This window comes from Myxococcus sp. AS-1-15 (assembly GCF_020037055.1).
Taxonomy (GTDB): domain Bacteria; phylum Myxococcota; class Myxococcia; order Myxococcales; family Myxococcaceae; genus Myxococcus; species Myxococcus fulvus.
In genome coordinates this window covers 159,890-186,784 of sequence record NZ_JAIQDF010000001.1, presented here as the reverse complement: position 1 = coordinate 186,784, position 26,895 = coordinate 159,890, and the positions used below count along the sequence as shown (strand labels likewise).

General features: G+C 70.0%; 26 protein-coding genes. 19 read left to right on the top strand and 7 right to left on the bottom strand.

What is annotated here, in order from left to right:
* The first annotated feature begins 26 nt into the window (after positions 1–26).
* The 4 genes from K8625_RS00755 (at position 27) to K8625_RS00740 (ending at position 2,677) form a co-directional block, all read left to right on the top strand.
* A complete protein-coding gene (locus K8625_RS00755; RefSeq protein WP_223748320.1) occupies positions 27–443 on the top strand; it encodes a hypothetical protein in 417 nt (138 codons plus the stop codon).
* Positions 444–453: 10 nt separating this feature from the next.
* Positions 454–1,155: a hypothetical protein gene (locus K8625_RS00750; RefSeq protein ID WP_223748319.1), complete on the top strand. Its 702-nt coding sequence runs from the start codon at positions 454–456 to the stop codon at positions 1,153–1,155.
* 91 nt (positions 1,156–1,246) lie between these two features.
* Positions 1,247–2,257 carry an acetylserotonin O-methyltransferase gene (locus K8625_RS00745; RefSeq protein WP_223781560.1) on the top strand — a complete coding sequence of 337 codons (1,011 nt, stop codon included), beginning with the start codon at positions 1,247–1,249 and terminating at the stop codon, positions 2,255–2,257.
* Positions 2,258–2,413: 156 nt separating this feature from the next.
* Positions 2,414–2,677 (top strand): hypothetical protein, encoded by a 264-nt coding sequence (locus tag K8625_RS00740; RefSeq protein ID WP_223781559.1) that lies wholly within the window; start codon positions 2,414–2,416, stop codon positions 2,675–2,677.
* Between the two features lie 12 nt (positions 2,678–2,689).
* Here K8625_RS00740 and K8625_RS00735 read toward each other — a convergent pair whose 3' ends face one another.
* The 3 genes from K8625_RS00735 to K8625_RS00725 are packed head-to-tail and all read right to left on the bottom strand — an operon-like array spanning position 2,690 to position 7,043.
* Positions 2,690–4,393 (bottom strand): sodium:solute symporter, encoded by a 1,704-nt coding sequence (locus tag K8625_RS00735; RefSeq protein WP_223781558.1) that lies wholly within the window; start codon positions 4,391–4,393, stop codon positions 2,690–2,692.
* Positions 4,390–4,548: a hypothetical protein gene (locus tag K8625_RS00730; protein WP_223748556.1), complete on the bottom strand. Its 159-nt coding sequence runs from the start codon at positions 4,546–4,548 to the stop codon at positions 4,390–4,392. Before K8625_RS00730 ends, K8625_RS00735 begins: the two co-directional genes overlap by 4 nt.
* A gap of 8 nt (positions 4,549–4,556) precedes the next feature.
* A complete protein-coding gene (locus K8625_RS00725) occupies positions 4,557–7,043 on the bottom strand; it encodes a PIG-L family deacetylase (protein ID WP_223781557.1) in 2,487 nt (828 codons plus the stop codon).
* Positions 7,044–7,188: 145 nt separating this feature from the next.
* Between K8625_RS00725 and bshC the strand changes: the two genes are divergently transcribed.
* The 3 genes from bshC to bshA are packed head-to-tail and all read left to right on the top strand — an operon-like array spanning position 7,189 to position 10,777.
* Positions 7,189–8,814, top strand: a complete 1,626-nt coding sequence (gene bshC, locus K8625_RS00720; RefSeq protein ID WP_223781556.1) for a bacillithiol biosynthesis cysteine-adding enzyme BshC — start codon at positions 7,189–7,191, stop codon at positions 8,812–8,814.
* Positions 8,811–9,617: a bacillithiol biosynthesis deacetylase BshB1 gene (bshB1, locus tag K8625_RS00715; protein WP_223781555.1), complete on the top strand. Its 807-nt coding sequence runs from the start codon at positions 8,811–8,813 to the stop codon at positions 9,615–9,617. Before bshC ends, bshB1 begins: the two co-directional genes overlap by 4 nt.
* On the top strand, positions 9,614–10,777 hold the full coding sequence (bshA, locus tag K8625_RS00710; RefSeq protein WP_223781554.1) for an N-acetyl-alpha-D-glucosaminyl L-malate synthase BshA: 1,164 nt from the start codon (positions 9,614–9,616) through the stop codon (positions 10,775–10,777). Before bshB1 ends, bshA begins: the two co-directional genes overlap by 4 nt.
* A gap of 25 nt (positions 10,778–10,802) precedes the next feature.
* Here bshA and K8625_RS00705 read toward each other — a convergent pair whose 3' ends face one another.
* On the bottom strand, positions 10,803–11,648 hold the full coding sequence (locus K8625_RS00705) for a DUF2911 domain-containing protein (protein WP_194869242.1): 846 nt from the start codon (positions 11,646–11,648) through the stop codon (positions 10,803–10,805).
* A gap of 207 nt (positions 11,649–11,855) precedes the next feature.
* On the opposite strand from K8625_RS00705, the gene K8625_RS00700 reads away from it, so the two are divergent.
* The 4 genes from K8625_RS00700 (at position 11,856) to K8625_RS00685 (ending at position 14,810) form a co-directional block, all read left to right on the top strand.
* Positions 11,856–13,145 carry an AAA family ATPase gene (locus K8625_RS00700; RefSeq protein ID WP_223781553.1) on the top strand — a complete coding sequence of 430 codons (1,290 nt, stop codon included), beginning with the start codon at positions 11,856–11,858 and terminating at the stop codon, positions 13,143–13,145.
* Between the two features lie 180 nt (positions 13,146–13,325).
* The gene (locus tag K8625_RS00695) at positions 13,326–14,048 is read left to right on the top strand and encodes a DUF1775 domain-containing protein (RefSeq protein WP_223781552.1); all 723 of its coding nucleotides are present in this window, start codon (positions 13,326–13,328) and stop codon (positions 14,046–14,048) included.
* 17 nt (positions 14,049–14,065) lie between these two features.
* On the top strand, positions 14,066–14,257 hold the full coding sequence (locus tag K8625_RS00690; RefSeq protein ID WP_223781551.1) for a hypothetical protein: 192 nt from the start codon (positions 14,066–14,068) through the stop codon (positions 14,255–14,257).
* Between the two features lie 55 nt (positions 14,258–14,312).
* A complete protein-coding gene (locus K8625_RS00685) occupies positions 14,313–14,810 on the top strand; it encodes a hypothetical protein (RefSeq protein ID WP_223781550.1) in 498 nt (165 codons plus the stop codon).
* 7 nt (positions 14,811–14,817) lie between these two features.
* On the opposite strand, the gene K8625_RS00680 is transcribed toward K8625_RS00685, so the two are convergent.
* Positions 14,818–15,765: a hypothetical protein gene (locus K8625_RS00680; protein WP_223781549.1), complete on the bottom strand. Its 948-nt coding sequence runs from the start codon at positions 15,763–15,765 to the stop codon at positions 14,818–14,820.
* A 151-nt stretch (positions 15,766–15,916) separates the two neighbouring features.
* On the opposite strand from K8625_RS00680, the gene K8625_RS44080 reads away from it, so the two are divergent.
* Positions 15,917–17,260 (top strand): thioredoxin family protein, encoded by a 1,344-nt coding sequence (locus K8625_RS44080; RefSeq protein WP_305070847.1) that lies wholly within the window; start codon positions 15,917–15,919, stop codon positions 17,258–17,260.
* Positions 17,261–17,296: 36 nt separating this feature from the next.
* Here the strand turns inward: K8625_RS44080 and K8625_RS44075 are convergent, their stop codons facing one another.
* Positions 17,297–19,684 carry a YfhO family protein gene (locus tag K8625_RS44075; protein ID WP_305070846.1) on the bottom strand — a complete coding sequence of 796 codons (2,388 nt, stop codon included), beginning with the start codon at positions 19,682–19,684 and terminating at the stop codon, positions 17,297–17,299.
* 84 nt (positions 19,685–19,768) lie between these two features.
* The gene (locus tag K8625_RS00665) at positions 19,769–20,215 is read right to left on the bottom strand and encodes a hypothetical protein (protein WP_223748304.1); all 447 of its coding nucleotides are present in this window, start codon (positions 20,213–20,215) and stop codon (positions 19,769–19,771) included.
* A 304-nt stretch (positions 20,216–20,519) separates the two neighbouring features.
* Between K8625_RS00665 and K8625_RS00660 the strand changes: the two genes are divergently transcribed.
* The 7 genes from K8625_RS00660 (at position 20,520) to K8625_RS00630 (ending at position 26,893) form a co-directional block, all read left to right on the top strand.
* Positions 20,520–21,404 carry an RNA polymerase factor sigma-32 gene (locus tag K8625_RS00660; protein WP_141333508.1) on the top strand — a complete coding sequence of 295 codons (885 nt, stop codon included), beginning with the start codon at positions 20,520–20,522 and terminating at the stop codon, positions 21,402–21,404.
* Positions 21,405–22,004: 600 nt separating this feature from the next.
* Complete coding sequence (locus tag K8625_RS00655; protein ID WP_223781548.1) at positions 22,005–22,607, top strand: Pvc16 family protein; 603 nt, start codon at positions 22,005–22,007, stop codon at positions 22,605–22,607.
* Positions 22,604–24,043 (top strand): hypothetical protein, encoded by a 1,440-nt coding sequence (locus tag K8625_RS00650; RefSeq protein ID WP_223781547.1) that lies wholly within the window; start codon positions 22,604–22,606, stop codon positions 24,041–24,043. The genes K8625_RS00655 and K8625_RS00650 overlap by 4 nt, the downstream gene beginning before the upstream one ends.
* Positions 24,044–24,086: 43 nt before the next feature.
* The gene (locus tag K8625_RS00645) at positions 24,087–25,637 is read left to right on the top strand and encodes a phage tail sheath C-terminal domain-containing protein (protein ID WP_223748301.1); all 1,551 of its coding nucleotides are present in this window, start codon (positions 24,087–24,089) and stop codon (positions 25,635–25,637) included.
* A gap of 58 nt (positions 25,638–25,695) precedes the next feature.
* Positions 25,696–26,148: a phage tail protein gene (locus K8625_RS00640; RefSeq protein WP_046716005.1), complete on the top strand. Its 453-nt coding sequence runs from the start codon at positions 25,696–25,698 to the stop codon at positions 26,146–26,148.
* 15 nt (positions 26,149–26,163) lie between these two features.
* On the top strand, positions 26,164–26,694 hold the full coding sequence (locus K8625_RS00635) for a phage tail protein (RefSeq protein ID WP_046716006.1): 531 nt from the start codon (positions 26,164–26,166) through the stop codon (positions 26,692–26,694).
* 7 nt (positions 26,695–26,701) lie between these two features.
* Complete coding sequence (locus tag K8625_RS00630) at positions 26,702–26,893, top strand: DUF5908 family protein (RefSeq protein WP_223748300.1); 192 nt, start codon at positions 26,702–26,704, stop codon at positions 26,891–26,893.
* The last annotated feature ends 2 nt before the right edge of the window (positions 26,894–26,895 follow it).

The window sequence follows — 26,895 nt, the reverse complement described above, 5'->3', positions numbered from 1 at the left end:
ACACCCTTCAGAGACAGGAACACACCATGGGTCTCGCAGAGCGTCGTCGCATCGTGGCCATCCGGGATTCTCATTCCCCGCGCTTCCAGTCGGAGCTCAATGCCGCCATCGGCTTCGAGATGCCATTCGAGATCGACACCGCCAGCTTCCCCGAGGACAAGACCGTCCTCGATTGCTACGACTACTATTACGAGTCGTACGGCCCGGGCCTCGTCGTCACCGTGATGAAGAGCATCTGCGCGGATGACCTCGGGAAGGAGGCCGCGAAGGCGAAGTTCAGCAAGATCGTCTTCCAGAACGTCGCCAAGAGCGCGGAGAACCCGGGCGACAAGAGCGTGGAGATCAAGGACAACACCCTCTTCGTGCGCGAGAGCTTCTACGGCTACTCGGACAAGCTCTACGGAGAGGACGACCTGCGCGGCGCCATCGAGGCGATTCTCTAGAGCGCCGCCCATGACCGAGGACGAACGCAAGCTCCGTGCGCTGTCGGCGCGGCCGCTCGCGGAGGTGCTGGATGACCTCGCGGCGCTCCAGAAGCGCGAGCTGCGCGGGGAGCAGGTCCGGCTGCCCCGCGTCACCCTGCATCTGCGCAGCGGGCGGGAGCTGAGCGGCACCATCCTGGCGCTCGCGCAGCTGCGCCAGGAGGTGTTCGTCCTCGTTCGCGGCGGCGCACCGTCGCGGAATGACGCGGGCACGGATGCGACGTACGTCGCGCTGGGGTCCATCGAGGCGCTCACCGTGCATGACGCCGCGGGCTTTGTCGGGACGCTGGCGCCCGAGGGCCTGTCCCCGCTCGCCGAGCCCGCACCCACGCGCCTTGGAGCGCGCCGATTGATGGAGGCCCAGCGCAAGGAGCTGGTGGCCCTGTTGGGCGGCGAGCTGAGCTGGGAGCCCGCCATCGACAAGACCGCGGACGGTGAGCCGCTCCGGGGGCTGGTCTTGCTCGCCAATGCCGTGGCTGGGGCACTCAAGGCGACAGCACAGGCCGAGCTCGGCCGCGAGACAGTGAAGGCGGGCATCCAGCGCGTCATCATCGAGGGAGGGCCCAGGCGCCTGGGGCTCGAAGGCGGCACCCTCCACGTCAGCGCGCCGCTCGAGGAGGACGACGTGCCCTCCGTGGAGGCGTTGACGACCGAAATCGAGACGTTGCTCTGACGTCGCGCTGACGCGGCACGCCAATCCACCTGGGACTGCGGGTGTGTCAGGCCATTGGCGTCCTGTCGGAGGACTGCGTGAAGATGTCGCCATGACTCCACCTACCGTGCATCCCGCGCAGCGCATCGTCGACCTGGGTTTTGGCTTCATCCTCTCCGGCGCGCTGTCCACGGCGGCGGAGCTGGGCGTCGCGGACCGCCTGGTCCAGGGGCCTCGGAGCGCGGCATCGCTCGCGGAGGAGCTGGGCGTGCATGCGCAGTCGCTCTATCGGGTCCTCCGGCTGCTCGCGAGCGTGGAGGTCTTCGCCGAGGATGAAGCAGGACGCTTCTCACTGACGCCCGCCGCGGAGTACCTGCGCACGGATGCGCCCGGCTCCCTGCACAGCGCGGTGCGCATGCTGACGCAGAGAATCTTCTGGGCCCCCACCGGCGAGCTGACGCAGACGGTGCGCACGGGGCAGACGCCGTTCGACCGCATCTTCGGCAAGCCCTTCTTCGACTACCTGACGAGCGACCCGGTCCAGGGGGACATCTTCCACCAGGGCATGTCCAGCCTCTCCGACATGGAGAACAAGGCCATCGCGGGCAGCTACGACTTCACGCCGCTGCGGCGCGTGGTCGACGTGGGCGGTGGGCACGGCGGATTCCTCATCGAGGTGCTCCAGGCGGCGCCCCAGGTGCGAGGTGTGCTCTTCGACCATGCGCACGTGCTCTCGGGATCGCGAGTCGCGCGGGCGGGGCTCGCGGAGCGGTGCGAGTTGGTGGAGGGGGACTTCTTCCAGTCCGTGCCCGCGGGGGCGGATGCGTACGTGCTCAAGCGCATCCTCCACGACTGGAGCGACGAGACGTGCGTCACGCTGCTGCGCCACTGCCGGTCGGCGATGGCGGAGGGAGGCCGCGTGCTCGTGGTGGACACCGTCATTCCTCCGGGCAATGGGCCGCACGGGGGCAAGGTGCTGGACGTGATGATGCTGGCCTCGCTTCCGGGGCGCGAGCGGACGGAAGAGGACTTCCGCGAGCTCTTCGCCCAGGCGGACTTGAAGCTCTCGCGCATCCTGCCCACGCCGACGGCGATGAGCATCACGGAGGCCGTGGCGGCTTGAGCCGACTCCGCGGACCGCGACGGCTCAGCGAGTGCGCAGCTCGCGGAACGCGAGGCCGTCCAGTTCCAGGGGATGTCTTCTATTGAAAGCCCGTTGCGCTCGAATGCATCCATCCGGATAGGCTCACGCCATGCCCCGGTCCACACAGGTCCACCCATGAGCCAACGGCCTTGGCTTCTCATCGCCATCCTGAGCAGCGCGGTCTTCGGAGTGGCCTACGTCGGCTTCGCGGACATCGGCACCGTGTGCGCCTGTCACGACGGAACCTTCTCGGATGGCCTGCGACTCCCGCTCGACGACAAGGACGCCTTCTGCGCCAGCAGATGCAAGGGCCCGGGCGGAGGCCGCTGGTTCCGCGATGGAGGTATGTCCCTCGCGGAAATCGAGGCAACCCGGGCCTCGCTCGGCTACGCGCCGTAGCCCGCGCCCTGCTCAGGCCCCCGGAGCCGGAGCGGCCTCCGGTCCACGCGGCAGCACCGACTGCGCCACCAGACTCAGCGCCACGACGAGCGCGCAGCCGATGACGTTGTACCAGAGGTAACCGATGTCACTGAGCATGAAGAGCCCAATCACTGTCGCCTGCGAGATGACCGCCGCGGTGAACACCGCATGCCCTCGCACGAACTTGAGGAAGAACGCGACCAGGAAGATGCCCAGCACCGTCCCGTAGAAAATCGAGCCCAGGATGTTCACCGCCTGGATGAGATTGTCGAGCAGCGACGCGAAGGTCGCGAACCCCACCGCCACCAATCCCCAGAACACCGTGAACAGCTTCGACGCGATGAGCACGTGCCGGTCCGACGCCTCCGGACGGAACACCCGCCGGTAGAAGTCCACCGTCGTCGTCGCCCCCAGCGCGGTGAGCTCACTCGCGATGGAGCTCATCGCCGCGGACAGGATGACCGCGATGAGCAGACCGAACAGCCCGCTGGGCAGCCACCGCTTCACGAAGCTGATGAAGATGTAGTCCGAGTCCTTCGTCTCCGCCCCCGGCAGCGCCCGCGTCACCAGCGCCTTGGCGTCCTTGCGGACCTGGCTCGCCTCTCCCGCCGCGGCACGCAGCGCCTCACGCACACCCGTGCGCGAAGCCTCGTCCTCCGCCGACAGGTACCGCTCCACCTGCGCGCGCTTGCTCGACTGCACCTCTTCCCACTTCGTCTCCAGCGCCGCGTACTCCGCCGCCTGCCCGGAGCCTCGCATCCGCTCGCCCAGCGTCTCGTTGAACAGCAGGGGCGGCGTGCTGAACTGGTAGAAGACGAAGACCAGGATTCCGACGAAGAGAATCAGGAACTGCATCGGAATCTTCAGCACGCCGTTGAACAACAACCCCAGCCGGCTCTCCGTGATGGAGCGCCCCGTGAGATAGCGCCCCACCTGTGACTGGTCCGTGCCGAAGTACGACAGCGCCAGGAAGAAGCCGCCCGTGAGTCCGGACCAGAAGTTGTAACGGTCCTGCACGTTGAAATCGAAGCTCACCACGTTCATCCGACCGAACGCGCCCGCCACGTCCACCGCGTCACCGAACGACACGTGCGAGGGCAGCCGCCAGAGGATGACCAGCGCGGCCACCACCATGCCGCCCATCATCACCACCATCTGCTGCTTCTGCGTCTGGCTGACGGCGGTGGAGCCGCCCGTCACCGTGTAGAGGATGACCAGCGCCCCCATCGCCACCACCGTGGGCTCCAGCGCCCAGCCCAGAATCGTGGAGAGGATGATGGACGGCGCGTAGATGGTGATGCCCGCCGCCAGCCCCCGCTGCACCAGGAACAGGAAGGCGCCGAACAGGCGCGTCTTCAGGTCGAAGCGCGACTCCAGGTACTGGTACGCCGTGATGACGTTCAGCCGGTAGTAGATGGGGACGAACACCGCGCTGATGAGAATCATCGCGAACGGCAGCCCGAAGTAGAACTGCACGAAGCGCATGCCGTCTTCGTAGGCCTGTCCCGGAACGGAGAGGAACGTGATGGCGCTGGCCTGCGTGGCCATCACCGCCAGGCCGATGGTGGGCCACTTCAGCTCACGAGTCCCCCGCAGGTACTCCTCCGTGCTCTTCGAGCCCCGCGACTTCCACAACCCCCACGAGACGATGAACACAATCGTCCCGACCAACACCCCCCAGTCGAGCAAGGTCACGAGTACACCCAGGTGAGCGCCGCCGACAGGACGACGAAGAGGACGAAGGAGCCGACCACCAGCAGGTAGATGTTGCGCCACGAGCCGAGCAGCGGCGGCGCGTCATCCAGCTCCGGCCGCTTCTCGACGGGCGCGGGTGACGAGGAGGGATTCACGGGAGGGCTCATTGCGCGAGGACGTTCGCCAGGAGGCGGTAGGCGCCGGGGACCCCGGCGGGGAGCTGACGGAAGAAGGCCAGGCCCGTGTAGACGAACACGCCCTTGCCATGACGCGCGACGAGCAACGAGCCCTTCAGCGGCTCCTCGCCCGCGTCGTTCATCGCGAACACCGGGCGGTACTTGTCGTCCCACTTCGACGCGAAGTACAGCCCGCGCTCCTGCACCCAGCCGTCGAAGTCCGCGGACGTCAGCCGGTTGGGCGCGCGCAAGAGCGGCTCGTCCGCCGACACCGGCGTCATCACCGCCGTCTCGTCCGTCACACGCTCGCGGCCAATCTCCAGCGGGTACGGCCCGACGAACGCCGACAGCGGTCCCACGCGGCTGTTGGTGTTGTACTGCACCACCAGGCGCCCACCCTGCTTCACGTAGTCGAGCAGTCGCTCGCGGTGCACCGCGAGGCGCGGGTTCGCGTTGAAGGCCCGCACGCCGACGAGGATGGCGTCGAAGCGCTCCAGCTTCTCCGCGTCCAGCCGCTCCTCGGGCAGCACCGTCACCTCGTAGCCCACCGCCGCCAGGCTCTCGGCCACCTTGTCCCCGGGGCCGGGGATGTAGCCCAGCCGCTTCACCTTCGTCGCCAGCGAGAAGGGAACCAGCGTGGCCTCCGAGTCCTGCCGCACCGCCAGGGGAGGCAGGTGCTCGTACGACACGGTCCGCACCCGCCACGACTCGGCGCGCCCGCCCACGTCGACGACGACGCGCAGGCGCCCCTTCTCCGTCGCGCCCTTGGGCGGCGTCACCTTGAAGTGCACGGTGCGCGCATCACCGCGCGTGGCGAACTGGAACGCATGCTCCGCGGGCTCCGAGCGCCAGCCCTTCGGCAGCTCCAGCCGCGCCTTGCCGCTCACGTCCCCACGCCCCGCGCCCAGGACCACGGCCACCGACTGCGCCGCGCCGTTGGGGAACATCACCCGGTCCCGCTCCAGCGTCGCGGTGACGGCGGGGACGACCTCGAACGCGCGGTACAGCTCCCCGCGCACCGGGTCCGTCCACACGTGCACCACCGGCCGCGTCACCGTGATGCGCCGCCCCGCGGCCTCATACACGAACGACACCGACAACGCCGGCCCCGCCTCGGGCAGCCCCGTCAGCGCGCGGTCCGAGTCGTCCAGCGCGAACAGGCCGCCAGAGGCGGGCTTGCGCAGCCAGTACGGCGTGGTGACGGCCGCGTCCTGCGGCAGGGCCAGCTTCTTCTCCAGCTTGAGCGGCGCGTGCTCCGCGAGCACCGAGTCCACCGCCACGCGCTCCCCACCCGGCAGCGTCACGCTCACCAGCTTCAGCGCCGCGGGCGAGCGGTTCAGCGCGTGCAGCGTCACCGCCACCGACGTGCCCGGCGTGCCCGTGGCCTCGGCGGCCCGCGCCTCCAGGAACAGTCCCGCGCACGCGGCCACCAGCGCCTCCGTCTCGCGCAGCTTCACGGCCTTCCACGGGTGCTCGTCCGGCAGCGCGGACAGCGCCTCATGCACCTTCAGCAGCGCGGGCACCGAGCGATACGGCGCGCGCGCGTCGAAGCCCTTCTGCGCCTCCTCCACCGCGCGGGCCACGCTCTCCGTGCCCTTCCAGCGGCGCCAGGACAGCTCCAGCCCCTCGAAGACGTCGGCCTTGGGGCGCGTGCCGTCCAGCGGCTGGAAGTACTCCAGCAGCGGACCGCGCTCGGCGGGGACCCCGAAGCCCTGGCTCTTGTGCTGGCTGCGGCTCTCCGCGGAAATCTCTCCCCACGAGCGCCCGAGCAGCGCGTCGTACCCGCCCACGTCCACCTTGAGATAGGCGGACATGTCCGCGTCCGGCTTCAGGCTCCACGTGGAGACGTTGTGCAGCAGCCGGTCCGCCTTCCACGGCTTCACGAGCGACAGCTGCTCCGGGAAGCGCGACGGGTCCGCGGCGGCCGCGAAGGCCTCGGCGGCAAGCAGCGCGGACGCGGTGTGGTGTCCGTGGTTGGGCGGCTTCGTGTTGAAGCGCGTGACGATGACGTCCGGCTGGAAGCGGCGGATGGCGAGCACCACGTCCGCCAGCACCGCGTCATGGCCCCAGATGCGCAGCGCCTCGTCGGCGGACTTCGTGTAGCCGAAGTCCCGCGCGCGCGTGAAGTACTGCTCGGCGCCGTCCACGCGGCGCGCGGCGAGCAGCTCATAGGTGCGGATGAGCCCGAGCAGCTCGTCCTGCTCGGTGCCGATGAGGTTCTGTCCGCCATCGCCGCGCGTGAGCGAGAGATAGCCCGCGCGCAGGCCGCGCTCTCCGACGAGCCAGGCGAGAAAGCGCGTGTTCTCGTCGTCCGGGTGGGCCGCGACGTAGAGCACGCTGCCCGTCACGCCGAGGCGCCGCAGGCCCGCCGCGATTTCTCCCGCGTGCGGTTGTCGAGGTGTCTGCGCGAAGGCCGTGGTCCCGATTCCAAGGCTCATGGCCAGCGTCATGCCGAAGGTGAGCAGGGTTCGCATCCGCCGCGGACCCTACAACAAGGACCCTCCTCACGCGCGCGCGGCCTTCATCCGCGATGACGCGGCCAGCCACGCTGGCACGTCGAGTGTGCGCCACGGTCCTTCTGCGTGCCGGAGCAAAGGCGACCTGTTATCACCGCGCACCGTGACGCCCTCGTTTCCCACCGCGTGGCTCCAGGGAGACCCACGCGCGCTCGCCTTCCTGCCCGACCGCTTCCGCCACCGCGCCGCTCGCGCGGAGGCCGCGGCCGCTGCCTCCACCCGCTCCGTCCCGCCCGCGCTGCTCGAGGTGCTGCGAGCCCAGAACGCCCGGCTGGCGCCGAGCCCCGCCAGGACCCGGCATCTGGAGGAGCTCGCCCAGCCCGGCACCATCGTCGTGGTGACGGGCCAACAGATGGGGCTGTTCCTCGGCCCCCTCTTCACGCTCTACAAGGCCGCCGCCGCCATCGTCGCGGCCCGAAAACTCCGGGAAGAAACCGGCCGCCCCTGTGTTCCCGTCTTCTGGCTCCAGACCGAGGACCACGACCTGCCGGAGGTCGACCACTGTTTCGTCGCGAGCCCGAGGGGCGCGCGCTGTCGCGTGTCGCTCGACCTCCCCGACGCGGCCCTCTCACGCGCGCCCATCGCCCACCAGAAGCTGGGCCCCGGGGTCCTCAAGGCCCTGGAGGCGCTGCGCGCGGAGCTGGGCGCGGAGCCCCAGGCCGAGGAGCACCTCTCCCTGCTCGAGTGGGCCTACCGCCCCGAAGCGACGCTCGCGGAGGCCTTCACCGAGGTGCTCTCCACCCTCTTCGCCGAAGAGGGGTTGGTGTTCCTCGACCCGAGGGACGCGCGCCTCGCGCCGCTGGCCGCGCCCATCCACCGGCGCTCGCTCGAGCACGCGGCCACCCTCTCCACCGCGCTCACCCAGCGCGTGGAGGAGCTGACCCGCGCGGGCTTCTCCGAGCAGGTCTACATCCGCCCTGGCTCGCCGCTGGGCTTCTTCTCCCCGGACGAGGTCGACGGCGCGCGCTACCGGCTGGACCCCGCGGGGCCCCAGACGTGGAGCCTCGTGGGCCACCCGCGCGGCGCCACCGTCACCACAGAGGAGCTGCTGCGCGCGCTGGAGCAGGAGCCTTTGCGCTTCACCACCTCCGCGCTCCTGCGCCCGCTGCTCCAGGACACGTGGCTGCCCACCGCCGCGTACGTCGGCGGCCCGGGCGAGGTCTCCTACTTCGCGCAGCTGGCGCCGCTCTACGCGCACGCGGGCCTGCCCATGCCGCTCGTGGTGCCGCGCGCGCGCTTCCGGGTGCTCGATGACCGCGCGCGCAGGCTGCTCCACAAGCTGGGCCTCACCGCGGACGAGGCGAGCCAGCCGCGTGAAGCGCTCCTGACGAAGCTGGCCACGCGCGACGCGGCTGAGCCCTTCGAGCCCGCGGGCGCCGTGGAGGCACGGCTGTTCGGCGCGTTCTCCGCCGAGCTGGACACGCTGGGCGAGTCGATGCTGAAGCTGGACCCGCGGCTGTTGGACGCGCTCAAGCGCACGCGCGGCACCGTGCGCGCGGCGGTGTCACGCTTGTCGGCCCGCTACGGCCGGGCGCTCGCGCTGCGCGACGAGGTCACCACCGAGCGCGTGGACCGGCTGCGCGCCATGCTGCTGCCGGAGGGCGCGCCGCAGGAGCGCATCCACGGCATGGCCTACCACGCGTGTCGCTTCGGCACGCGGGCCTTCACCCGCCAGGTGCTCGACGCCTGCATCCCCTTCTCCGGCGACCTCCAGGATCTGACGCCATGAGCGCGAGCGGCGCGACGTACGGGCTGGAGGCGCTGGCCTTCGGTCCCCACCCGGACGACGTGGAGCTGTTCTGCGGCGGGCTGATGGCGCGGCTCGCGAGCCAGGGCCACCGCACGGGCATCATCGACCTGTCGCGAGGGGAGAAGAGCTCGCGCGGCACGCTCGAGTCGCGCGCGGAGGAGACCCAGGCCGCCTCGCGGGTGCTGGGCCTAGCCGTGCGCGAGAACCTGGAGCTGCCCGACGGCTGGCTCAGCCCGTGGGCCGGCTTCGAGGCGCCCGAGGCCGAGCGCGTGCGCGCGTCCGCCGTCGCGCGCGTGGTGGAGGTGCTGCGCAGGCTGCGCCCGGAGCTGGTCATCGTGCCGTGGGAGGAGGAGCGCCACCCGGACCACGAGGCCGCGAGCGCCCTGGTGACGCGCGCGCTGTTCTTCTCCGGCGTGCGCAAGTTCGAGACCGAGCCCCCCGGCGCGGCCTTCACGCCCCGACAGGTCCTCTACTATCCGCTGCGCCACCTGGCCGAGCCGAGCTTCGTGGTGGACGTGTCCTCCGTCTACGAGACCAAGACGGCGGCCGTGCGCTGCTACGCGAGTCAGGTGGAACCCCGCCCGGGCGCGCCCGCGACGCTGGTGGGCTCCGCGCTGTCGCTCTCCTCCCTGGAGGCGAGGGACCGCTTCTACGGCGCCCAGGTCGGCGTGGCCCACGGCGAGCCGTACGTGGTGCGGGAGACGCTGGGGCTCGTCGACCCGGTGGAGCACTTCCGCCGGAATAGCTTCGAGAAGCCCCTGTTCTTCCCTCACCGCCGATGAGCCCTCCCCTCCGCATCGCCATCACCTGCTTCTCGACATTCGGTGGCAGCGGCATGGTCGCCACCGGCATCGGCCTGGCCATGGCCGAGCGGGGCCACCAGGTCCACTTCATCGCGCGCGAGCCGCCAGTGCGGCTGGCCGCCCTGCCCAGGGGCGTGTCGTTCCACGAGGTGAAGGAGAGCGACTACCCCGCGCTCCAGCGCTCCGGCACGTACCCGATTGCGCTGGCGTCCAAGATGATTGAAGTCGCCACCCAGGCGCACCTGGACGTGCTGCACGTGCACTACGCGGTGCCCCACGCCACGGCGGCGTGGATGGCGCGCGAGGTGTTGGGTGACCAGGCGCCGCGCGTCGTCACCACGCTGCACGGCACGGACACGACGCTCGTCGGCGTGCATCCCAGCTACCTGCCGATGACGCGCTTCTCCATCCTGAAGAGTGACGCGGTGACGACGCCGTCCGCCTTCCTGCGCGACGCGACGTGGAGCGGCTTCGGCATCCCCGACAGCTTCCCCATCGAGGTCATCGCCAACTTCGTGGACACGGAGGCGTACGCCCCCGCGCGCGAGCGCGCACAGCTGAAGGCCTTCTTCCCGGACCTGGGCGACGACGAGCCCGTGCTCGTGCACGTCTCCAATTTCCGCCCCGTCAAGCGCATCACCGACGTGGTGGCCGTCTTCGCCCAGGTGCACCGAGAGCTGCCGTGCCGGCTGGTGATGGTGGGCGATGGACCGGAGCGCGAGCCCGCGGAGCGGATGCTGCGCGAGCTGGGGCTCGCCCACCGCGTGGCCTTCCCCGGCAAGCAGGAGCGCTTCGTGCGGGTGCTCGCCGCGTCCGACGTGTTCCTGCTGCCCAGTGAGCAGGAGAGCTTCGGGCTCGCGGCGCTGGAGGCGCTCAGCTGCGGGGTGCCCGTGGTGGCCAGCGACGTGGGCGGCATCCCGGAGGTGGTGCGCCACGGCGAGACGGGCCTGCTGGCGCCGCTGGGGGACGTGCGCGCCATGGCGGGCCACGTGCTGGGCCTCTTGCGTGACACGGCGAGGTGGCGGGCCTTCTCCCTCCGGGCGCGCGCCGACGTCGTCGAGCGCTTCAGGCAGGCGCCGGCCATCGACCGGTACGAGTCGCTCTACCGGCGACTCGCGGGCGGAGCCCCCCGACGCTGAAGGAGGGCTCCACCGGGACGGAGGGCTACTTGTTCTTCCAGTCCGCCAGGGCCTTGGAGACCTGGTCCTTGTAGAAGAAGTTCGGGGCCTTCTGGCCCAGGTCCCACGAAATCTGCGCGGCCTTGCGGGCCTCCGCGTACTTTCCGCTCTTGGCGAGGATGTCCGCGCGAATCCACTGGTTGTACCAGTTGGAGTCGATGGCCACGGACGCGTCCGCCAGCTTCAGCGCCGCCGCGTAGTCCTTGGTGGACTCCGCCACGTAGCGGGCCGCCTGGGCGTGCTCACTGGCGCTCTGCGCCACCGCCTTCTCGATGTTCGCCTTGGCCAGCGTCGCGGTGTCCGCCTTGATGGGGACGGAGACGCGCAGCTTCTCCCACTCCAGGTCCAGCGACGTGGTGTCCTCGGTGGTGTTGCTGAACACGTACGTCAGGCGCTCGCGGCTGGGAATCGCCGCCGTGGTGCCGGCGACGGTGACGATGTCGTTGGCGGGCGAGTACTGGGCGGGCGTGGAGAACAGGCCCAGCTCCTTGTTCAGCATCACCTTCCAGCCCTTCTGCGAGGGCAGCGTGACGATGGAGTACGTGCCCGCGGGCACGGCCTTGCCACCGAAGGTGACGTCGTGGCTGAAGGTAATCTTGGTGGCCGCGTTCGCACCCGAGCGCCACGGCTTGTCCCAGGGCACCAGGTCACCCCAGACCTTGCGGCCCTTCACCGCCGGGCTGGAATAGTCGACGGAGATGGACGTGACGCCCACCTCCTGCGTCACCTTGGCGGAGGGGCTGGCCGCGGGCAGCTCCAGCTGGGCGGAGGCGGGGGCCGCGACGAGGGCCACCAGCGCCGAGAACAGACAACCGAGGGCAACGTTCTTCATCGTCCTCACTTCATCCTTTCTGGATTCTGCATCCAGGGTTCTTGAGGGGTGCGAAAGCGCGCGGAGTGTATAGACGAGTCCGGAGCCCACCAAACGCTTCACGCATGCCCGGACGCGTCATGCTCCGGGCGGCCCACCAGACACTCCGGTGCGTGGAGTATTCCCGTCGGACCCCGGGAGCACGAAGCTGCCGGGTGAGGACCTCGCATGAAGCTCACCCGGCTCACCGTCCACCACTACCGCGGCGTCGCCCCCGGCACGGAACTGACACCCGGGCCCGCGCTCAACCTCATCCTGGGTGAGAACGGCACCGGCCGCACGACGCTGCTGGAGCTGTTGTCCATCGTGCTCGGCTCGGACTTCTCCGGCCTCATCCACGAGCGCTTCGCGCTGGAGTACGAGCTGGCGTTCCCGGGCATGAAGCTGCACGTCTTCGCGCGCAACGACACGCGGGTGCCCGAGCGCACGGACGCGACGCCCCGACAGGGCGCGGGGCTGTTGCCGCTGCGCGTGCCCACGCACGAGCCGGGGCTGCAGCCGCTTATCGAGGTGGAGCTCTTGCTGTCATCGCCGTCGACGCGGCTGGTGCTGCGCGCGGACTCGGAGGGGCTCGACTGCAAGGTGGACGGGCAGAGCGCGTGGTCTCGCACCATGCACTGGTCGCTGTTGGACCGCTCGGTGTGGACGCTGCTGTTCATGACGGCGCAGTACATCGACGCGGGGCTCAAGGAGCGGCTCAAGACGCTCTTGCGCCGCACCTTCCTGCTCGCGCCCCAGCGCTTCGACGAGGCGCTGGGGATGTACGAGAAGCTGGGCGCCATCCGCTACGCGATGGAGGCGCACGACGGGGAGATCTTCCCGCTGGGGTTGATGGCGCTGCCGTCCTGGATGCCGGGGTGGCTCAAGGAGCGCGTGGAGCTGGAGCCCCTGGTGGACGCGCTGGAGCTGCGCCATGACGCGCTGGAGCGCTCGTTCCTCGCGCGCTTCGTGGGGCTGGCGGGGATGGCCTCCGGACGGCTGCGCGTGGAGGTGCTGGAGAAGCGCTCGTACGACAACGGCGGGCGCGTGGGCTTCGGCGGCTTCACCTTCCACTTCGTCCGCCGCGACGGGGGCGAGCTGTCGCAGGCGGAGCTGGGCTTCGGCCAGAAGCGGCTGCTGTCGCTCCTGTACTACCTGGACGTCAACGAGGACTTCGCCATCCTGGACGAGCCCGCCAATGGCCTGCACCCGCGTTGGGTGGAGGCCGCGCTCGGGGAGCTGGGCGGGCGGCAGGTGTTCCTCGCCAGTCAGAGCCCGCTGCCCCTGGAGCACGCGGTGTTCACTTCCGACGAGGAGCTGCGCGCGTCCCTCATCCACTGCGGCCCGGTGACTCACGAGGGCCAGCAGCGCATCGGCTGGGTCCATCCCACGCGGCAGCTCGCCGCGAGCCTGTTCGAGTCCCACCGCGGCGGCGCGCGGCCCCTGGGGGCCCTGCTCCGGGAACAGGGCGTGTGGTGAGGCCCAGGTCAGCTCCGGACAGGTGCGGCGAATTGTCGCGGCACCCTCCGGCCTCCAGATGATTGTCGCAGGCAAGTGATTGGGGTGCCCCCGGGGCTGCGGCAAAAGGCCACATCGGTGGCGCGCGGGCCGTCTGTTAACCCGGTGCTCCAGCGCAATCCCTTCCACTGGAGGCCCTGCTTGAAGACCTCACTCCCACTCCTGCTCGCGTCCGCGGGCCTGCTGGTCGGCACGGCCGCCCAGGCCCACATCGGCACCTCCGGGGCCGGCCCCGCCATCGAGGGCACGTCCTACGAGGTGCAGTTCACGGTCGGCCACGGCTGCAGCGGCGCGGACACCTGGCGGCTCCAGATTCGAATCCCCGAGGGTGTCACCTCCGTGCGCCCGCTGGACTCCCAGTTCGGCAAGGCGGTGGTGGAGAAGGACGCGAGCGGCAACGTGAAGTCCATCACCTGGACCCGCTCCTCCGCGGCCGAGGTGCTGGCCGCGGACACGCATGCGCACCGCGTCTCCTTGCGCGCGCGCATGCCGAACACGCCGTTCGCGATGGTGTACTTCCCCACCACGCAGACCTGCCGCGACGCCCAGGGCCAGGAGACGACGGTGGAGTGGGTGGGCACGTCCGGAGACCACCAGCATGGCACCACGGACGCAGGCAGCGAGCCGCAGGCCGAGCCCGCGCCCGCCGTCTTCATCTACCCCGCGCGCACGCCGGGCTGGAACAAGTACGTCGTGCAGGAGCACGTGCATGACCTGAGCGTGTTCAAGGACGCGCTCATCGTCTGGTCGGGCAAGAGCGCGTACAGCGCCAACCCGGTGACGAAGGAGCTCATCGCGTCCGAGCCGGACACGACGCCGCTGACGGAGATTCATCCCGGCACGGAAATCTGGGTCAAGTACTGAGGCGGGAAGGAGGAACGATGAACCGCCATCTGTGCGCCGTACTCGCCGCCTGCGCCGTGCTCGGCGCGTGCTCGGACGACGACAAGAAGCCCTCGGGCCCGCAGCAGGACGCGGGCCCCCTCTCCACCCAGGGGCTCACGCCCTCCGCGCTGGAGCGCCCGCCGACGTCGGGGGGACTGCCCGCGGACCTGAAGCCACCCGGGCGATGACGCAGGACGCGCCCGCTTCCTTTCGAGGGAGCGGGTCCGCGATTATGACGGTCCCATGAACACACTCAGGGACTGGGGTCTTGGGGTCCTGCCATTCGCGGCGCTGGTCCTGCTCTGGCGATTCTCGGTCTGGCGCGAGCAGCAACAAACCCAGACGCTCTACCGCGCCGTCGACGAAGGGGCCGTGAGCGAGGTCCAGGCCCTGCTCGCGAAGCACGCCTTCCCGAACCTGCGCTCGGTGGTCATCGCGAGCGCCGTGGTCAGGGCCGTCGAATCCAGACAGCTCGCCGTGCTCGACTTCCTGCTCAGCCCCGAGCTGAAGCCCGTGTCGCTCACCCAGAAGCTCGGGTCCTTCCTTTACGACCAGTCGATGAAAGGGGGCTGGAGGGGCGTGGTGCTCTGGCGCTCACGTCACGCGCACCCGTTCCTGCCCTGGAGGGACCTGAGCAGGAGGGACAAGTTCCGGCTGAGGTCCATGGCCACCCGAGGTGCCGGGGAGGGGCCCTCGAAGGTCTTTCTTCGCCACCACTTCGGCCAATGGAAGGTCGTCTGAAACGACGTCAGAACTGTCCGGCGCGCGCCTGCTCGAAGGGCACGCGGTGCTTCACGTACATCGTGTCCATCATGTGGTTGCCGATGAGGTTCAGGTTGCCATCGGTGAAGCGGTGCACGACGGCGCCCTTGCCCGCGTCCTTCGCGAAGGCGATGGGGTCGAAGCTGCCGCCCAGGCCGGTGAGGGTGGGGACGGCATCCGCGTTGTTGATGTAGTGCACGTACTGGGGGCCGTCCGGGTAGCGCGTGGACGCCGCGCCGAAGGTCTCCACGCTCAGCTTGCCCATGAGCTTCTCGACCTGCGCGGAGGACATGCCGTCCTCGATGCGCAGCCGGCGCTCCACGTCGAACAGGGCGCGCGCGGTGATGAGGCCGCCCTGGCTGTAGCCCATGAGGTGGACCTCGCGGCCCGCCTTCAGCTCGCCGTAGACGGTGTCCGCCAGGGTGTCCACGGCGGGGTTCTTGCCCTTGTCCAGCTTGTCGCCCACGCACTGGGCCAGGTCCGCGACGAAGCCCTCGGTGGCGTTGTGGATGCCGATGACGCGCGCGTCCGCCTTCTCCGCGATGGCCCGCATCTCGCTGAGCTGGTTGGCGGCCGGCGTGAGGATGCCGTTGATGTAGAGGACGGTCTTGTCGGGGTTCGGGTTGTTCTGCGGCGTGACGCCGGGGATGTCCTTGAGCGGCGTGCCGGGCGGGAAGGTCTGGCCCTTGGCGCCCATCAGCTTGCCGTCCAGCGTCTTGTCCGGCCTGGCGTCGCCGCCGAACAGGCGCTTGACCTCGCTCAGGTGCGTGGCCTCGAAGACGTCCTTGCCCTGCTCCAGGAAGCGCGGGACCTCCTTCAGCCCGTTCTTCGCGGCCTCCACCAGCCCGCCCAGCGGGTTCTTCAGCGACGCGCGCTGGGTCTGCGACGGGGCGAGGGGCGTGGAGACGGGGCGGTTGCGGTCGATGGGGCTCATGAGGGGCTCCGGCCCATGGGGGTGCTGGGCGTTCCCATCATTTTCTCACACGGGCATCGGGAAGTTGCGTCGGGGCCCCACCTGCTGGGAACCGCGCCAGCACCCAGGGTGTCCGGGGACGGCATCGAGCCTGGCCAACCCTGGAGAATCCATGACGATGCGACCCGCCGTCGGCGCCCTGCTGCTGCTCTGGGGGTGCGCGACGTCCTCGACCACGACGCAGCGCGCCACGCCCCCTCCTGCACGGCCCGTCTTCCTGGAGGACGACTGGGAGGAGGCGCTGCGCGAGGCGAAGGAGGGAGGGCGGCCGCTCTTCGTGGAGGCGTGGGCGCCCTGGTGTCAGTCGTGTCGCTCCCTGCGCGCGACGGTGCTGACGTCCCCCGCGCTGGGCGCGTGGGCGGGCCGCTTCGTGTGGCTGACGATGAACACGGATGCGCAGAGCAGCCTGCCCTTCCTCCGGCGCTACCCGGTGGACACGTGGCCGACCCTGTTGGTGCTGGAGCCGGAGCATGGCGCGGTCATCACCCGCTCGCTGGGCGCGGTGTCCGAGCCCCAGCTGCTGGGCCTGCTGGCCCAGGCCGAGCGGACCTTCCAGCGCGGCCATGGGGACACGGAGCTGCTGGCGCGGGCGGATGAGCTCGCGCTCCAGGGTCGGCACGCCGAGGCGGCCCAGGGCTATGGGCAGGCGCTGACGGGGCTGGCGGCGGAGGACGCGCGGCGGGCGGGCACGGTGGTGTCGTGGCTCAAGTCCCTGTCGGCCTCGGGGTCGGCCGAGGAGTGCGTGCGGGTGGCGGAGAGGGAGCTGCCGGGACTTGCGCGCGCGGATGACCGCACGCGGCTGTTGTACGTGGGCATGGGCTGCGCGCTGGATGCCGACACCGAGGAGGCGCGAGACCGCTTCGCCGAGGAGGCCCGGCGGGGCCTCGACGCGCCCGAGGACGCGTTGAGCCCGCTGCAGCGCTCGTCGCTCTTCGAGCTGTCCTGTGAGGCGTACGAGCTGGCCGGGGACACGGCGGGCCTGCGAGGGATGACGGAGCGGTGGTGGACGTTCCTGGCGGCCCAGGCCCGGCACGCGAGGGGCGCCGAGGAGCGCGCCGCGCTCGACTCGCATCGGGTGATGGCGGCGGCGTTGAGGGACAGGCCCGACGAGGCGCTGGCCCTGCTGGAGCGCAGCGCGCGGGAGCTGCCCGGGGACTACAACCCGCCGGCCCGGCTGGCGACGTTGTACGCGATGGCGGGACGCCATGACGAGGCGCTGGCCTCGAGCGAGCGGGCCCTCGCGCTGGCGCCGCGAATCGCGCGGGGCACCGTGCTCGCAGGACACGCGCGCATCCTCCTGGCCCGGGGAGAGGGAGCCCGCGCGGAGCGGCTGCTCACCGAGGCCCTGGAGGAGTTGGACAGCACCCCCGGCATGCCCCGGGAGCATCTGCAGCGAAGGGCCCTCGAGCACGCGCTCCAGCGGGTCCGCGCGAGCAACGCCGCGCCGGCGAAGTGAGCCCCTGGGGCGCCGCGGAGCCGACGCGTCCGCGGGCTATGTCGTCGCCTTGCCCGTCGCGTGTCTGCCCATGCGCTCCAGCAGGACCCACGCGAGCAGCGTGCCCAGGGCGACGAGGAGCCCCAGGCGCAGCCCGGGTGTCCTGTAGCGCAGCTCCACCTGGTGCTGGCCCGCGGGGACCGCCACCGCGCGGACCGCGACATTGGCGGGGAGGATGGCCGTCTCCTGTCCATCCACCCACGCCTTCCATCCGGGCTGCCAGGCATCATTGATGACGAGCACCGCGGGCTCGGAGGCCTCCACTTCGGCGAGCAGGTGCTCGGGTGAGGGACGCTCCACGCGCACGGTGCCCGTCAGCCGCTCGGAGGCCTCGGGCAGGGGGCCGCCGGCGCACTCCACGACGGCGACATCGCGAGGCGGAAGCGGCCCCGTCAGCAGGAGACCCAGCGCCTCATCCTTCCCCGCGACACATCGGGGCCGGGCGAGCAGCACCCTCGCCAGCGCCTCCGGATGCTCCACCAGCTTTGTCTCGAACAAGGGGTCCTCGGCGAGCACCCGGACCGTGGGGGGCAACACCACGCCGGAGCCCGCGCGCGTGCTGTGCACCGAGAAGGGCGTGCCCAATCTGGGCGCGAGCTCCCCGTACCAGCGCGACACATCCCGCCTCAGCCCGCGCACCCGCACGCTCTCCCCGGGCATGTAGCCATTGGCGCTCTCCAATCCCCAGAGCGTCGCCGTGTCCGGGAGCAGCCCCGTCGTGAAGCCGAGGCTCAGCCGGCCGTGATGGTCGAGCCCCGGAACCGCCCTCGCGTTGCCGATGGCGCGGACCGACGACCCCACCCGCACCGGCTCGCCAGCGGGCACCCGCTCACGAATCCGGTCCGCGAAGGGCGGCGACAATTCCAGCAACTCCGCCGGCGCGAGCACGTACAGCGGCTCGTGCGCCCACACCAGCGCGCCCAGCTCCAGCGCCACGAAGACCCCGGCTCGCAGCCTGGCCGCCCCCCACGGCCAGGCCAGGGCCGCGCACGCCAGCGCGAGCCCCGCCGTCACCGCGCCCGCCCACACGACGTTGCCCGACAGCCCCCCCACGACGACTGGGGGAACCTCCGGCCAGCGCGGCGTCAGCACGCCACGCGTCCACCACCCGTCCGCCGCCTCCCCCAACGCCACCACGGCCCCCAGCGCGCCCAGCACCAGCCCCGCGCCCACGACGGCGCGGCGCGCGCCGTCCTCCACCAGGCAGTGCTTCCAGCCGAGCCCCGCCGCCACCGCCAGCCCCAGCGTGACGAGCGGCACCAGCTTCTCCGGGTAGCGGAAGGGGCGCCACAAGGGCAGCACCTGGTACACCCAACCATAGAGAGGGAGCGAGTCTCCCAGGCAGAGCGCGAGCAGGAGCACCCACGCCCCCGCGAGCACCCACGCCCTCGGCCGCCGCGCACAGGCCCAGAGCCCCGCCAGCGCCAGCACACACGCGGGCGCGCCCACGTAGATGGAATCCACCCAGACCCGGCCGAAGCCTCCCGAGGGAACGAGGTTCCAGACGACGAGGTCCGGGACGCCGCGCAGCCCGTGCTTGTCCGCCAGGTACGGCCCCATCAACAGCTCCCCCAGCCGCAAGGGGTGGAGCGAGAAGCGCTGGGCCTCCACCACCGAGCGCGCCCCCGGCTCGCCGGACAACACGAGCCCCGCGGCCGGGAACAGCTGCGGCGCGGACAGCAGCGCGCCTGTCACCACCAGCGCCGCACACGTCGTCACCCGACGCCGCCAGCCGCCCGCCTCGGGGTCCACCAGCGCCACCAGCACGACGAGCGCGTTCGTCATCGCGAAGCCCTGCGCGTCCCCCGCGAAGGCCACCAGCACCAACAACCCCGCCCCCACCGCCAGCCGTCGCGCCGAGGGCGCGCGCAGGAACCGGACCGCGCCCCAGAGCGCCGCGGGCACGGTGCTCGCCGCCAGCAGATAGGTGGGGTTGTTGGTGATGCACACCAGGTAGCCACTGAAGGCGAAGCAGCACGCGCCGAAGAGCGCGCCCGGTCGCGGCACGCCGTACTCGCGCAGGAGCGCCCAGACCCCGAGCATGGCCACCGGGTAGCAGGACAACACGGTGAGCTTCACCGCCGCGCCCAGGGGCAGCACCAGGTGGAAGAGCGACGTGGGGTGGAATGCGCCCGACAGGAAGATGCCCAGGAAGGACTGCCCGAAGCCGTCGTACGCGTACCACTCGGGCAGGTCGAACGCGGACACGCGCTCGGCCCAGAAGGCCCGCATCGGATAGAAGGCGCGCAGCGTGTCGCCCGCGATGAAGACGTCGCTCGAGAAGGCGGCCCGGGCGAAGAACCCCAGCGCCACCACCACCATCCCCGCGAACACCACCCAGGCGCGCCCGCTCGGGACGGCCGCCTGCTTCGATTCGTCCGTCATCGAGCCCCTGGCTTCAAGTCGTCCTCCGGACGCCAGACGGGCTCCTTCTTCTCATGACGCCCGGGCCACGGGTAGCCCCGCGCCTCAGTGCGGTGACGGAGGCAGCGGCTCCGGGGGTTCACCCGAGACCTTCTGCTCCACCTGTCTTCGCACCAGCCGCTTCGTCGCCGTCTCCTCATCCTCGGTGCGCTGACGCCGGCGCACCAGCCCCTGGCTCTCGTCCACGAACCAGAAGAGCACCCGGTAGAAGGCCGCGATGACGGTGACGAGCAACGCGGAGAGAAACCACCTCAAGCCCCACCCCACCCAGCCTCCCACCACCACGTCGATGGCGTACGTCCCCGTCAACGGCACCAGCACGAAGGCCACGTAGTGGGACACGCAGTAGGGACACGACACCAGATACCCCCACCACGTCTCCTTGCCCCCCAGCCGCGCCCGGAGCGGCGCGAAGATGCGCTCACGCGCGACGGTCTGCGACACCCCCATCACCACCGCCGACACCGCGAAGAGCTGGAACAGGTCCGCCATCCCCCCAAGGTGGCGACGATCCCACCCACCCGAGACGCCCCGCGCACAGCCGCCTCCCCGCTCGCCCGCGCTCCTCCCGACACCCACTCCCAGGCTCCGTCGACTGGAAGACAGTCGGAAGAGTCTTCGGATCCGCCCCCTGTAAAAACGAAAGAGGTCCGCCCTTAAGCACCCCTGGGCCTCGATGCAAACCCCTGGACTCATTGGAAAATGGCGCAAGTGGCCCGTGGCATGCGCATTGCGAAGGAGCCCACCCGTGCCGCCGAGGCGCGGCTCCCAACGGCCCCCTTCCCCGAGAGACGCCATGCAGGATTCTTCCCACTTCTCCTCCCCGGACTCCCTCTCCACGTACCTCTCGGAGATCAACCAGTACCCGCTGCTGACGCAGCCCCAGGAGCAGGAGCTGTCGCGGCGCTTCCGCAAGGGCGACCTGATGGCGGGCCACCAGCTGGTCACCAGCAACCTGCGCTTCGTGGTGAAGGTGGCCTACGAGTACCGCTCCTACGGCCTGAAGATGTCGGACCTCATCCAGGAGGCGAACATCGGCCTGATGAAGGCCGTGCAGAAGTTCGACCCGGACAAGGGCATCCGCCTCATCTCCTACGCGGTGTGGTGGATTCGCGCGTACATCCAGAACTGCATCCTGCGCAACTGGAGCCTGGTGAAGCTGGGCACCACGCAGGCGCAACGCCGCCTCTTCTTCAGCCTGGCGCGCACCCGCCGCGAGCTGGAGCGCATGGGCGCCGGCGACGCGAACATCGTCAACGCGGAGGAGATCGCCCGCAAGCTGAACGTGAAGGCCTCCGAGGTGCGCGAGATGGAGCAGCGCATGGGCGGGCGTGACCTGTCGCTCGACGCCCCCGTGGGCGAGGACGGCGACGCCACGCACCTGGACTTCGTCGAGTCCGCCACCGCCTCGCACGAGGACGAGGTGGCCGACCGCCAGCAGGCGGGCCTCACCCGGGAGCTGGTGCAGCGCGCCCTGCGCCGCCTGGACCCGCGCGAGCGCTTCATCATCGAGAACCGGGTGATGGGCGACTCCGAGATGACGCTCAGCGAGCTGGGCGAGCACTTCGGCTTCTCCCGCGAGCGCGCCCGCCAGCTGGAGATTCGCGCCAAGGACAAGCTCAAGGCGGAGCTGGCGCTGCTCATGGCCGACGCCGGCCTGGACGCCGCGTCGCTCGCCTGATTGCTTCCCATCGGCCCCTTCATCGGGGACGCTGAACCACACCGAGTCCGTCCTTCGAAAGAAGGGCGGACTCATTCGTTTGCGGGGCCCTACCTCCGTCCCCCCCCCGCCCGAACGCGCGCGCGGCCGACAATCCGGCCCGGGCGGCGCTGACTCACCCTCTCCCGTCGACGCCCGGGCCGCCCCACCCGACCCGCGCTGTCCGGGAACACCCGCCGCCCGGACCCTCCAGGTGCGCCCCGGCTGACGGGCCTTTGGCCCCGTGCGTCCCTCGGGGAGGGGAATGCCGCGCGTCGGAATCACCGCGCCCCGCCACCCCTCCCCGCGCGGCCTCCTTCCCCAGACGCCAAAGACAGACACGACGGGTTTCAACAGACATCCTCCCCGCCACGTCTGCCCAATCCCCCTCGTTTGACACACAGGCTTTACCTGTTACTGTGACTTCACTCCGCGAGCAGAACCCTCGCGTGAGCGCATTCAGCGGCAACGACGTCGCGCCCTCTTCCGGTGCGCCCTCGTGAAGAAGCCCGGCGGCCCTCCGGGTCTCACTCCACCTTTGAAGACAGACGTGCCCCGGGGGCGCGCTGAGAGAGGTATGTCTTGGGCAAGATTGGAGGCACCTTGGAGCTCATCCGCGCGCGGCTGGATGAGTTCATCCGCAACGCGGAGCTCGCACCCCGGCAGGAGCCCTGGGTGGTGCTCTCCAACCTGACGGACCCCGAGGGCCGTCCGGCCGCGCCCGCACGTGACGCGGTGGTGATGTACCTGGCCAACCTCCAGCACGAGACCATCATCAGCACGTACAACCGCAACGCCCCCATGTCGCAGGACACGTACGGCATCGTCTCTCCGCCGCTCTACATCGACCTCTTCGTCCTCCTGTACGCCAACTTCGAGGACCAGGCGTACGCGGTGGGCCTGGAGGCCATCTCGCAGGTCATCAGCTACTTCCAGCAGACGCCCTGGTTCACCCAGCAGAGCCTGCCCGGGCTGGACCCGGACATCGACAAGCTCACCTTCGAGTTCGTCAACCTGGACCTCCTGGGCCTCAACCACCTGATGGGGCTGGCGGGGGTGAAGTACCTGCCGTCCGTCTTCTACAAGGTCCGGATGATTCCCTACCGGGGCACGGCCATGCAGGCCCAGGTGCCGGCGGCCAAGGGTGTCGAGGCGCCAGGGCAGCCCCGGGAGCAGGAGCCATGAGCCGCGCCCGCCGCGCCTACGAGCGCGCCCTGGACGGCCCCTCGCGGCTGAGGCCCGGCCCCCGGCAACAGCCCGGCCCCGCGCCCCACGGCAACGACGGGCCCGCCCGCCGCTACGCCTACGAGCGGCTGGTGACGGTGGACCTGCGCCACACGTACTTCAACGGCTCGGATGACCGCTGCCCGGTGCTGCGCTGCCAGCCCACGCCCGACACGCGGGTGAGGATGCGCGACTGGGGCCTGCTCTTCCTCGACGAGGGCACGGACTTCTCCGTGCTCTTCGACTCCAACCGCCTGGACGCCTTCTTCTCCGCGGTGGAGCGCAGGAGCCAGCAGGGACAGTGGACGTGGCTGTCCTTCGTGCTCGTCTCCGACACGCCCTACTTCGTCAACTTCACCGACCTGCCCAGCGACTTCCAGCCCAACCTCTACAACCTCTACTTCAACAACCTGGGCGCGCACTTCGTGGGCAGCCCCCCGTCCCCCACGGACCAGCCGCTCCACTGCGAGGGCGCCCTCACCCCGCCCATCCTGCTCAACCCCGGTGAGCACGTCACCGCCGACAGCCGGCAGCGCGTGGTGGGCACCCAGGTGCAGGTGGTGCTGGTGAGCGACGCGGTGGACCGCGTCGTGGTGATGGACGTGTCCGGGGAGCAGGTCCTCTGCAAGCCGTGCAGCATCCCCAGGTCCCTGCTGGCCCAGCGAACGCCCTACCTCATCACCTGCGCGCAGGTGGCGCAGGCGCGCGCGAAGGGGCCGGGGGAGGAGCAGCGCGTGGGCTCGGTCCTCTACCTGGACCTGGTCGCCGTACCAGAGGGGCTCTACACCCTGCGGCAGCTCGCCGCCGACGGACAGGTGCTGGACCAGGAGGTCGTCCTCTACACGCAGGCGTACCCCGCGCCGCTGGGCTTCATCGACCTGGTGCTGGCGAAGCCCTCGCCGCAGGACACGGGGCTGTATCCCCTGTGCGACGTGCCTCCGCAGGGAGAGGGCGCGCGCGTGGTCCCGCTGGAGCTGCAGCTGCGCTTCGAGCGGCGCAGCACGCGCTGGTGCTACTTCGTCGTCCCGCCCAAGGGTGTCACCTACGAGCAGCTGCGCCTGGTCGACACGGACACGTCCCAGCCCGTCACCTTCTCCGGCCCCGTCCCCGTCCCCGTCCCGGGCGCGGGGGTGACCCAGTGCTTCATCGCGGACCAGGACCTGCCGCTGCAGGAGCTCTCCAGCTTCATCTTCGAGCTCAAGGGGCTGAGGACCCAGGGCCTCTTCGAGAACACGCTGATGTCGCGCGTGCCCGTCGCCACGCCCGCGCTGGTGCTGCCCCGGAGCGGACCTGCGCCCGGCAGGCCCCGGAGCACGCGCCCCACCCGGCGCTCCGGTGACTCGCGGGCCGCGCCGGAAGCAACGCGCGACTACTCGGACATCTTCCTGAACCTCTGAAACCCCAGAGCAGCAGCAGCGCCACCCACGAAACGAGGACCCGATGGCCACCCGACCCGCACGCAAGACTCCCGGCGTCTATGTCACCGAGCTGGACGCCTTCCCACCCTCCGTCGTCGGCATCCAGACGGCGGTGCCCGCCTTCATCGGCTACACCCAGACGGCCCAGCTGAGCGGCAAGCCCGTGCTCAACAAGCCCATCCTCATCAACTCGCTGGCGGACTACCAGCAGGTGTTCGGCGGCGCGCCGGACCCGCTCTTCCGGCTGGAGGAGGTCACCGACACCGCCAAGCAGAAGGCCGGTGACTACGACTTCAAGGTGTACGACGCGGCCACGCCCACCTGGAAGTACTACAACCTGGTCAACTCCACCGGCACCCAGTTCAACCTCTTCAACAGCCTGCGGCTGTTCTACGCGAACGGCGGCGGCACCGCGTACATCGTCTCCGTGGGCGACTACACGGCCACGCTGGGCGCCGACGCGCTCAAGGGCGGCCTGGACGTCATCGCCGAGCAGGTGGGCCCGACGATGCTCGTCGTCCCGGACGCGGTGAACCTCACCACGCTGGCCGACTACCAGAAGGTCTCCTCGAAGATGCTCGACCAGTGCGGGCAGCTCAAGGACCGCGTGGCGCTCCTGGACGTGTGGGGCTCCGCCACCGTCACCAAGGACACCCTCACGCAGGTCATCACCGACTACCGCGGCATCCTCGGGGACAAGTTCCTCAACTACGGCATGGCGTACTTCCCCTTCCTGCACACCTCCGTGCAGGAGGTGAGCGACTTCGACTACCGGAACATCACCCTGGAGGCGACGCTCAAGGACATCCTCAAGCTGGAGAGCGCCAACCTCTACGCCACCAACCCCACGCGCAAGACGGCGGTGGACGCGGACATCGACAAGATTGGCACCGTCACGCTCGAGGAGGAGGTGCTGGCGCTCAACCAGAACCTCACCGCCGCGCTGCCCCTGCTCACGGACATGCTGCGCGTCATCACCGGCAAGGACGACGTGCTGCCGTCCAGCGGCGCCATGGCGGGCATCTACACGTGGAACGACACCAACCGGGGCGTGTGGAACGCGCCGGCCAACGTCAGCCTGACGTCCGTCACCAGCACCACCTTCAAGCTCAACAACGACCAGCAGGCGGACCTCAACGTCCCGGTGGACGGCAAGGCCATCAACGCCGTGCGCGAGTTCGTGGGCCGAGGCTCCGTGGTGTGGGGCGCGCGCACGCTGGACGGCAACAGCAACGACTGGCGCTACATCCAGGTGCGCCGCACGCTCGTCTACGTGGAGCAGTCCATCAAGAGCTCGCTGGACCGCTTCGTCTTCTCCGCCAACGACGGCAGCACCTGGGCGTCGGTGACGTCCATGGTGTCCAGCTTCCTGCAGGGGCTGTGGTCGCAGGGCGGCCTGCTCGGCGCCACCGCGTCGGATGCCTTCAGCGTGGAGTGCGGTCTGGGCAGCACCATGACGGCCCAGGACGTGCTCGAGGGCTACATGGTCGTGCAGGTCACCCTGCAGATGATCCGCCCGGCGGAGTTCATCGAGCTGACCTTCAAGCAGAAGATGGAAGGCGCCAGCGCGTAGCGCCTTCGTGCCGTTCCACGACTGATTCCACCCGATTCAAGCCGAACGAGGAGCCGCCATGGCAGGAGAAGTTCAGAACGACATCTGGCCGTTGCCGAAATTCTATTTCTCCGTGCAGCTCGGGGACGACACCTCCGTGAGCTTCCAGGAAGTGGATGGCCTGGAGACGGAGACGCAGGTCATCGAGTACCGGCACGGCAACAACCCCAGCTTCTATCCCATCAAGATGCCCGGCCTGGCCAAGGTGGGGAACGTGAGGATGCGCAAGGGCATCTTCGTGAACGATGCCCGCTTCTGGGACTGGTACAACGAAATCAAGATGAACACGATTGCCCGGCGGACGGTCATCATCAGTCTGCTGGATGAGCAGGGCGCGCCGAAGATGACGTGGACGCTGAACAACGCGTGGCCCACGAAGCTCTCCGGCACGGACCTCAAGTCCGAGGGCAACGAGGTGGCCGTGGAGACGCTCGAGCTCGCCTTCGAGACGCTGGTCGTCGCCGCGCCTTAATCCCCTCTCATCGCCATGTCCGAACCCTACTATCCGCCAGGCGCGTTCTACTTCAGCGTCTCCGTGCTCGGCTCCGCGACGCTGCTCGCGGCGGCGAGCGATCTGGACGCGTCGTTCCAGGAGATCTCCGGCATCGAGGCGCGCTGGGACACCGAGGACGTCACCGAGGGCGGCGAGAACCGCTTCATCCACAAGCTGCCCAAGGCGGCCCGGTACTCCAACCTGGTGCTCAAGCGGGGCGTGGTGACGCGGGACTCGTTCCTGGCGGAGTGGTTCGGACAGAGCGTGGGCTCGGGGCTGTCCCTGCCCCTGCTCCCGCAGAACATCCTGGTGCTGCTGCTCAACGAGGAAGGCCTGCCGCTGGTGGCGTGGGGCTTCGTCAACGCGTGGCCGCTGCGCTGGCAGGTCTCCCCCATGAGCTCGCAGGAGAACCGCATCCTCACCGAGTCCTTGGAGCTGTCCTACAACTACTTCGAGCGGGTGAACCTGGGCAGCCCGGCCTCCGTGGCCATCAAGCTGGCCCAGCTCACCTCTCGGTTGATGTGAGGCGCGCATGCCGCTCGAGGTCAACGAGGTGGGCATCCAGGTCAGCGTGAAGGGCGGCTCGGGCGAGGACGGCCTGGAGGTGTCCAGCACGCCGGTGGCGGACTGCAACCACGCGGAGGAGAAGGCGGAGAAGGAGCGGATGATGGAGGAGTGCGTGCGGCGCGTGCTCCAGGTGCTCAAGGCCCAGCGGGAGCGTTGACC

What these genes read in the sequence shown, in the direction of transcription:
- K8625_RS00685 (WP_223781550.1), top strand. Translation starts at nt 14,313, where the DNA reads ATGAACACACTCAGGGACTGGGGTCTTGGGGTCCTGCCATTCGCGGCG.
- K8625_RS00755 (WP_223748320.1), top strand. Translation starts at nt 27, where the DNA reads ATGGGTCTCGCAGAGCGTCGTCGCATCGTGGCCATCCGGGATTCTCAT.
- K8625_RS00660 (WP_141333508.1), top strand. Translation starts at nt 20,520, where the DNA reads ATGCAGGATTCTTCCCACTTCTCCTCCCCGGACTCCCTCTCCACGTAC.
- K8625_RS44080 (WP_305070847.1), top strand. Translation starts at nt 15,917, where the DNA reads ATGACGATGCGACCCGCCGTCGGCGCCCTGCTGCTGCTCTGGGGGTGC.
- K8625_RS00665 (WP_223748304.1), bottom strand. Translation starts at nt 20,215, where the DNA reads ATGGCGGACCTGTTCCAGCTCTTCGCGGTGTCGGCGGTGGTGATGGGG.
- K8625_RS00705 (WP_194869242.1), bottom strand. Translation starts at nt 11,648, where the DNA reads ATGAAGAACGTTGCCCTCGGTTGTCTGTTCTCGGCGCTGGTGGCCCTC.
- K8625_RS00635 (WP_046716006.1), top strand. Translation starts at nt 26,164, where the DNA reads ATGTCCGAACCCTACTATCCGCCAGGCGCGTTCTACTTCAGCGTCTCC.
- bshA (WP_223781554.1), top strand. Translation starts at nt 9,614, where the DNA reads ATGAGCCCTCCCCTCCGCATCGCCATCACCTGCTTCTCGACATTCGGT.
- K8625_RS00650 (WP_223781547.1), top strand. Translation starts at nt 22,604, where the DNA reads ATGAGCCGCGCCCGCCGCGCCTACGAGCGCGCCCTGGACGGCCCCTCG.
- bshB1 (WP_223781555.1), top strand. Translation starts at nt 8,811, where the DNA reads ATGAGCGCGAGCGGCGCGACGTACGGGCTGGAGGCGCTGGCCTTCGGT.
- K8625_RS00745 (WP_223781560.1), top strand. Translation starts at nt 1,247, where the DNA reads ATGACTCCACCTACCGTGCATCCCGCGCAGCGCATCGTCGACCTGGGT.
- K8625_RS00750 (WP_223748319.1), top strand. Translation starts at nt 454, where the DNA reads ATGACCGAGGACGAACGCAAGCTCCGTGCGCTGTCGGCGCGGCCGCTC.
- K8625_RS00640 (WP_046716005.1), top strand. Translation starts at nt 25,696, where the DNA reads ATGGCAGGAGAAGTTCAGAACGACATCTGGCCGTTGCCGAAATTCTAT.
- K8625_RS00725 (WP_223781557.1), bottom strand. Translation starts at nt 7,043, where the DNA reads ATGCGAACCCTGCTCACCTTCGGCATGACGCTGGCCATGAGCCTTGGA.
- K8625_RS44075 (WP_305070846.1), bottom strand. Translation starts at nt 19,684, where the DNA reads ATGACGGACGAATCGAAGCAGGCGGCCGTCCCGAGCGGGCGCGCCTGG.
- K8625_RS00700 (WP_223781553.1), top strand. Translation starts at nt 11,856, where the DNA reads ATGAAGCTCACCCGGCTCACCGTCCACCACTACCGCGGCGTCGCCCCC.
- K8625_RS00630 (WP_223748300.1), top strand. Translation starts at nt 26,702, where the DNA reads ATGCCGCTCGAGGTCAACGAGGTGGGCATCCAGGTCAGCGTGAAGGGC.
- K8625_RS00645 (WP_223748301.1), top strand. Translation starts at nt 24,087, where the DNA reads ATGGCCACCCGACCCGCACGCAAGACTCCCGGCGTCTATGTCACCGAG.
- K8625_RS00680 (WP_223781549.1), bottom strand. Translation starts at nt 15,765, where the DNA reads ATGAGCCCCATCGACCGCAACCGCCCCGTCTCCACGCCCCTCGCCCCG.
- K8625_RS00740 (WP_223781559.1), top strand. Translation starts at nt 2,414, where the DNA reads ATGAGCCAACGGCCTTGGCTTCTCATCGCCATCCTGAGCAGCGCGGTC.
- K8625_RS00690 (WP_223781551.1), top strand. Translation starts at nt 14,066, where the DNA reads ATGAACCGCCATCTGTGCGCCGTACTCGCCGCCTGCGCCGTGCTCGGC.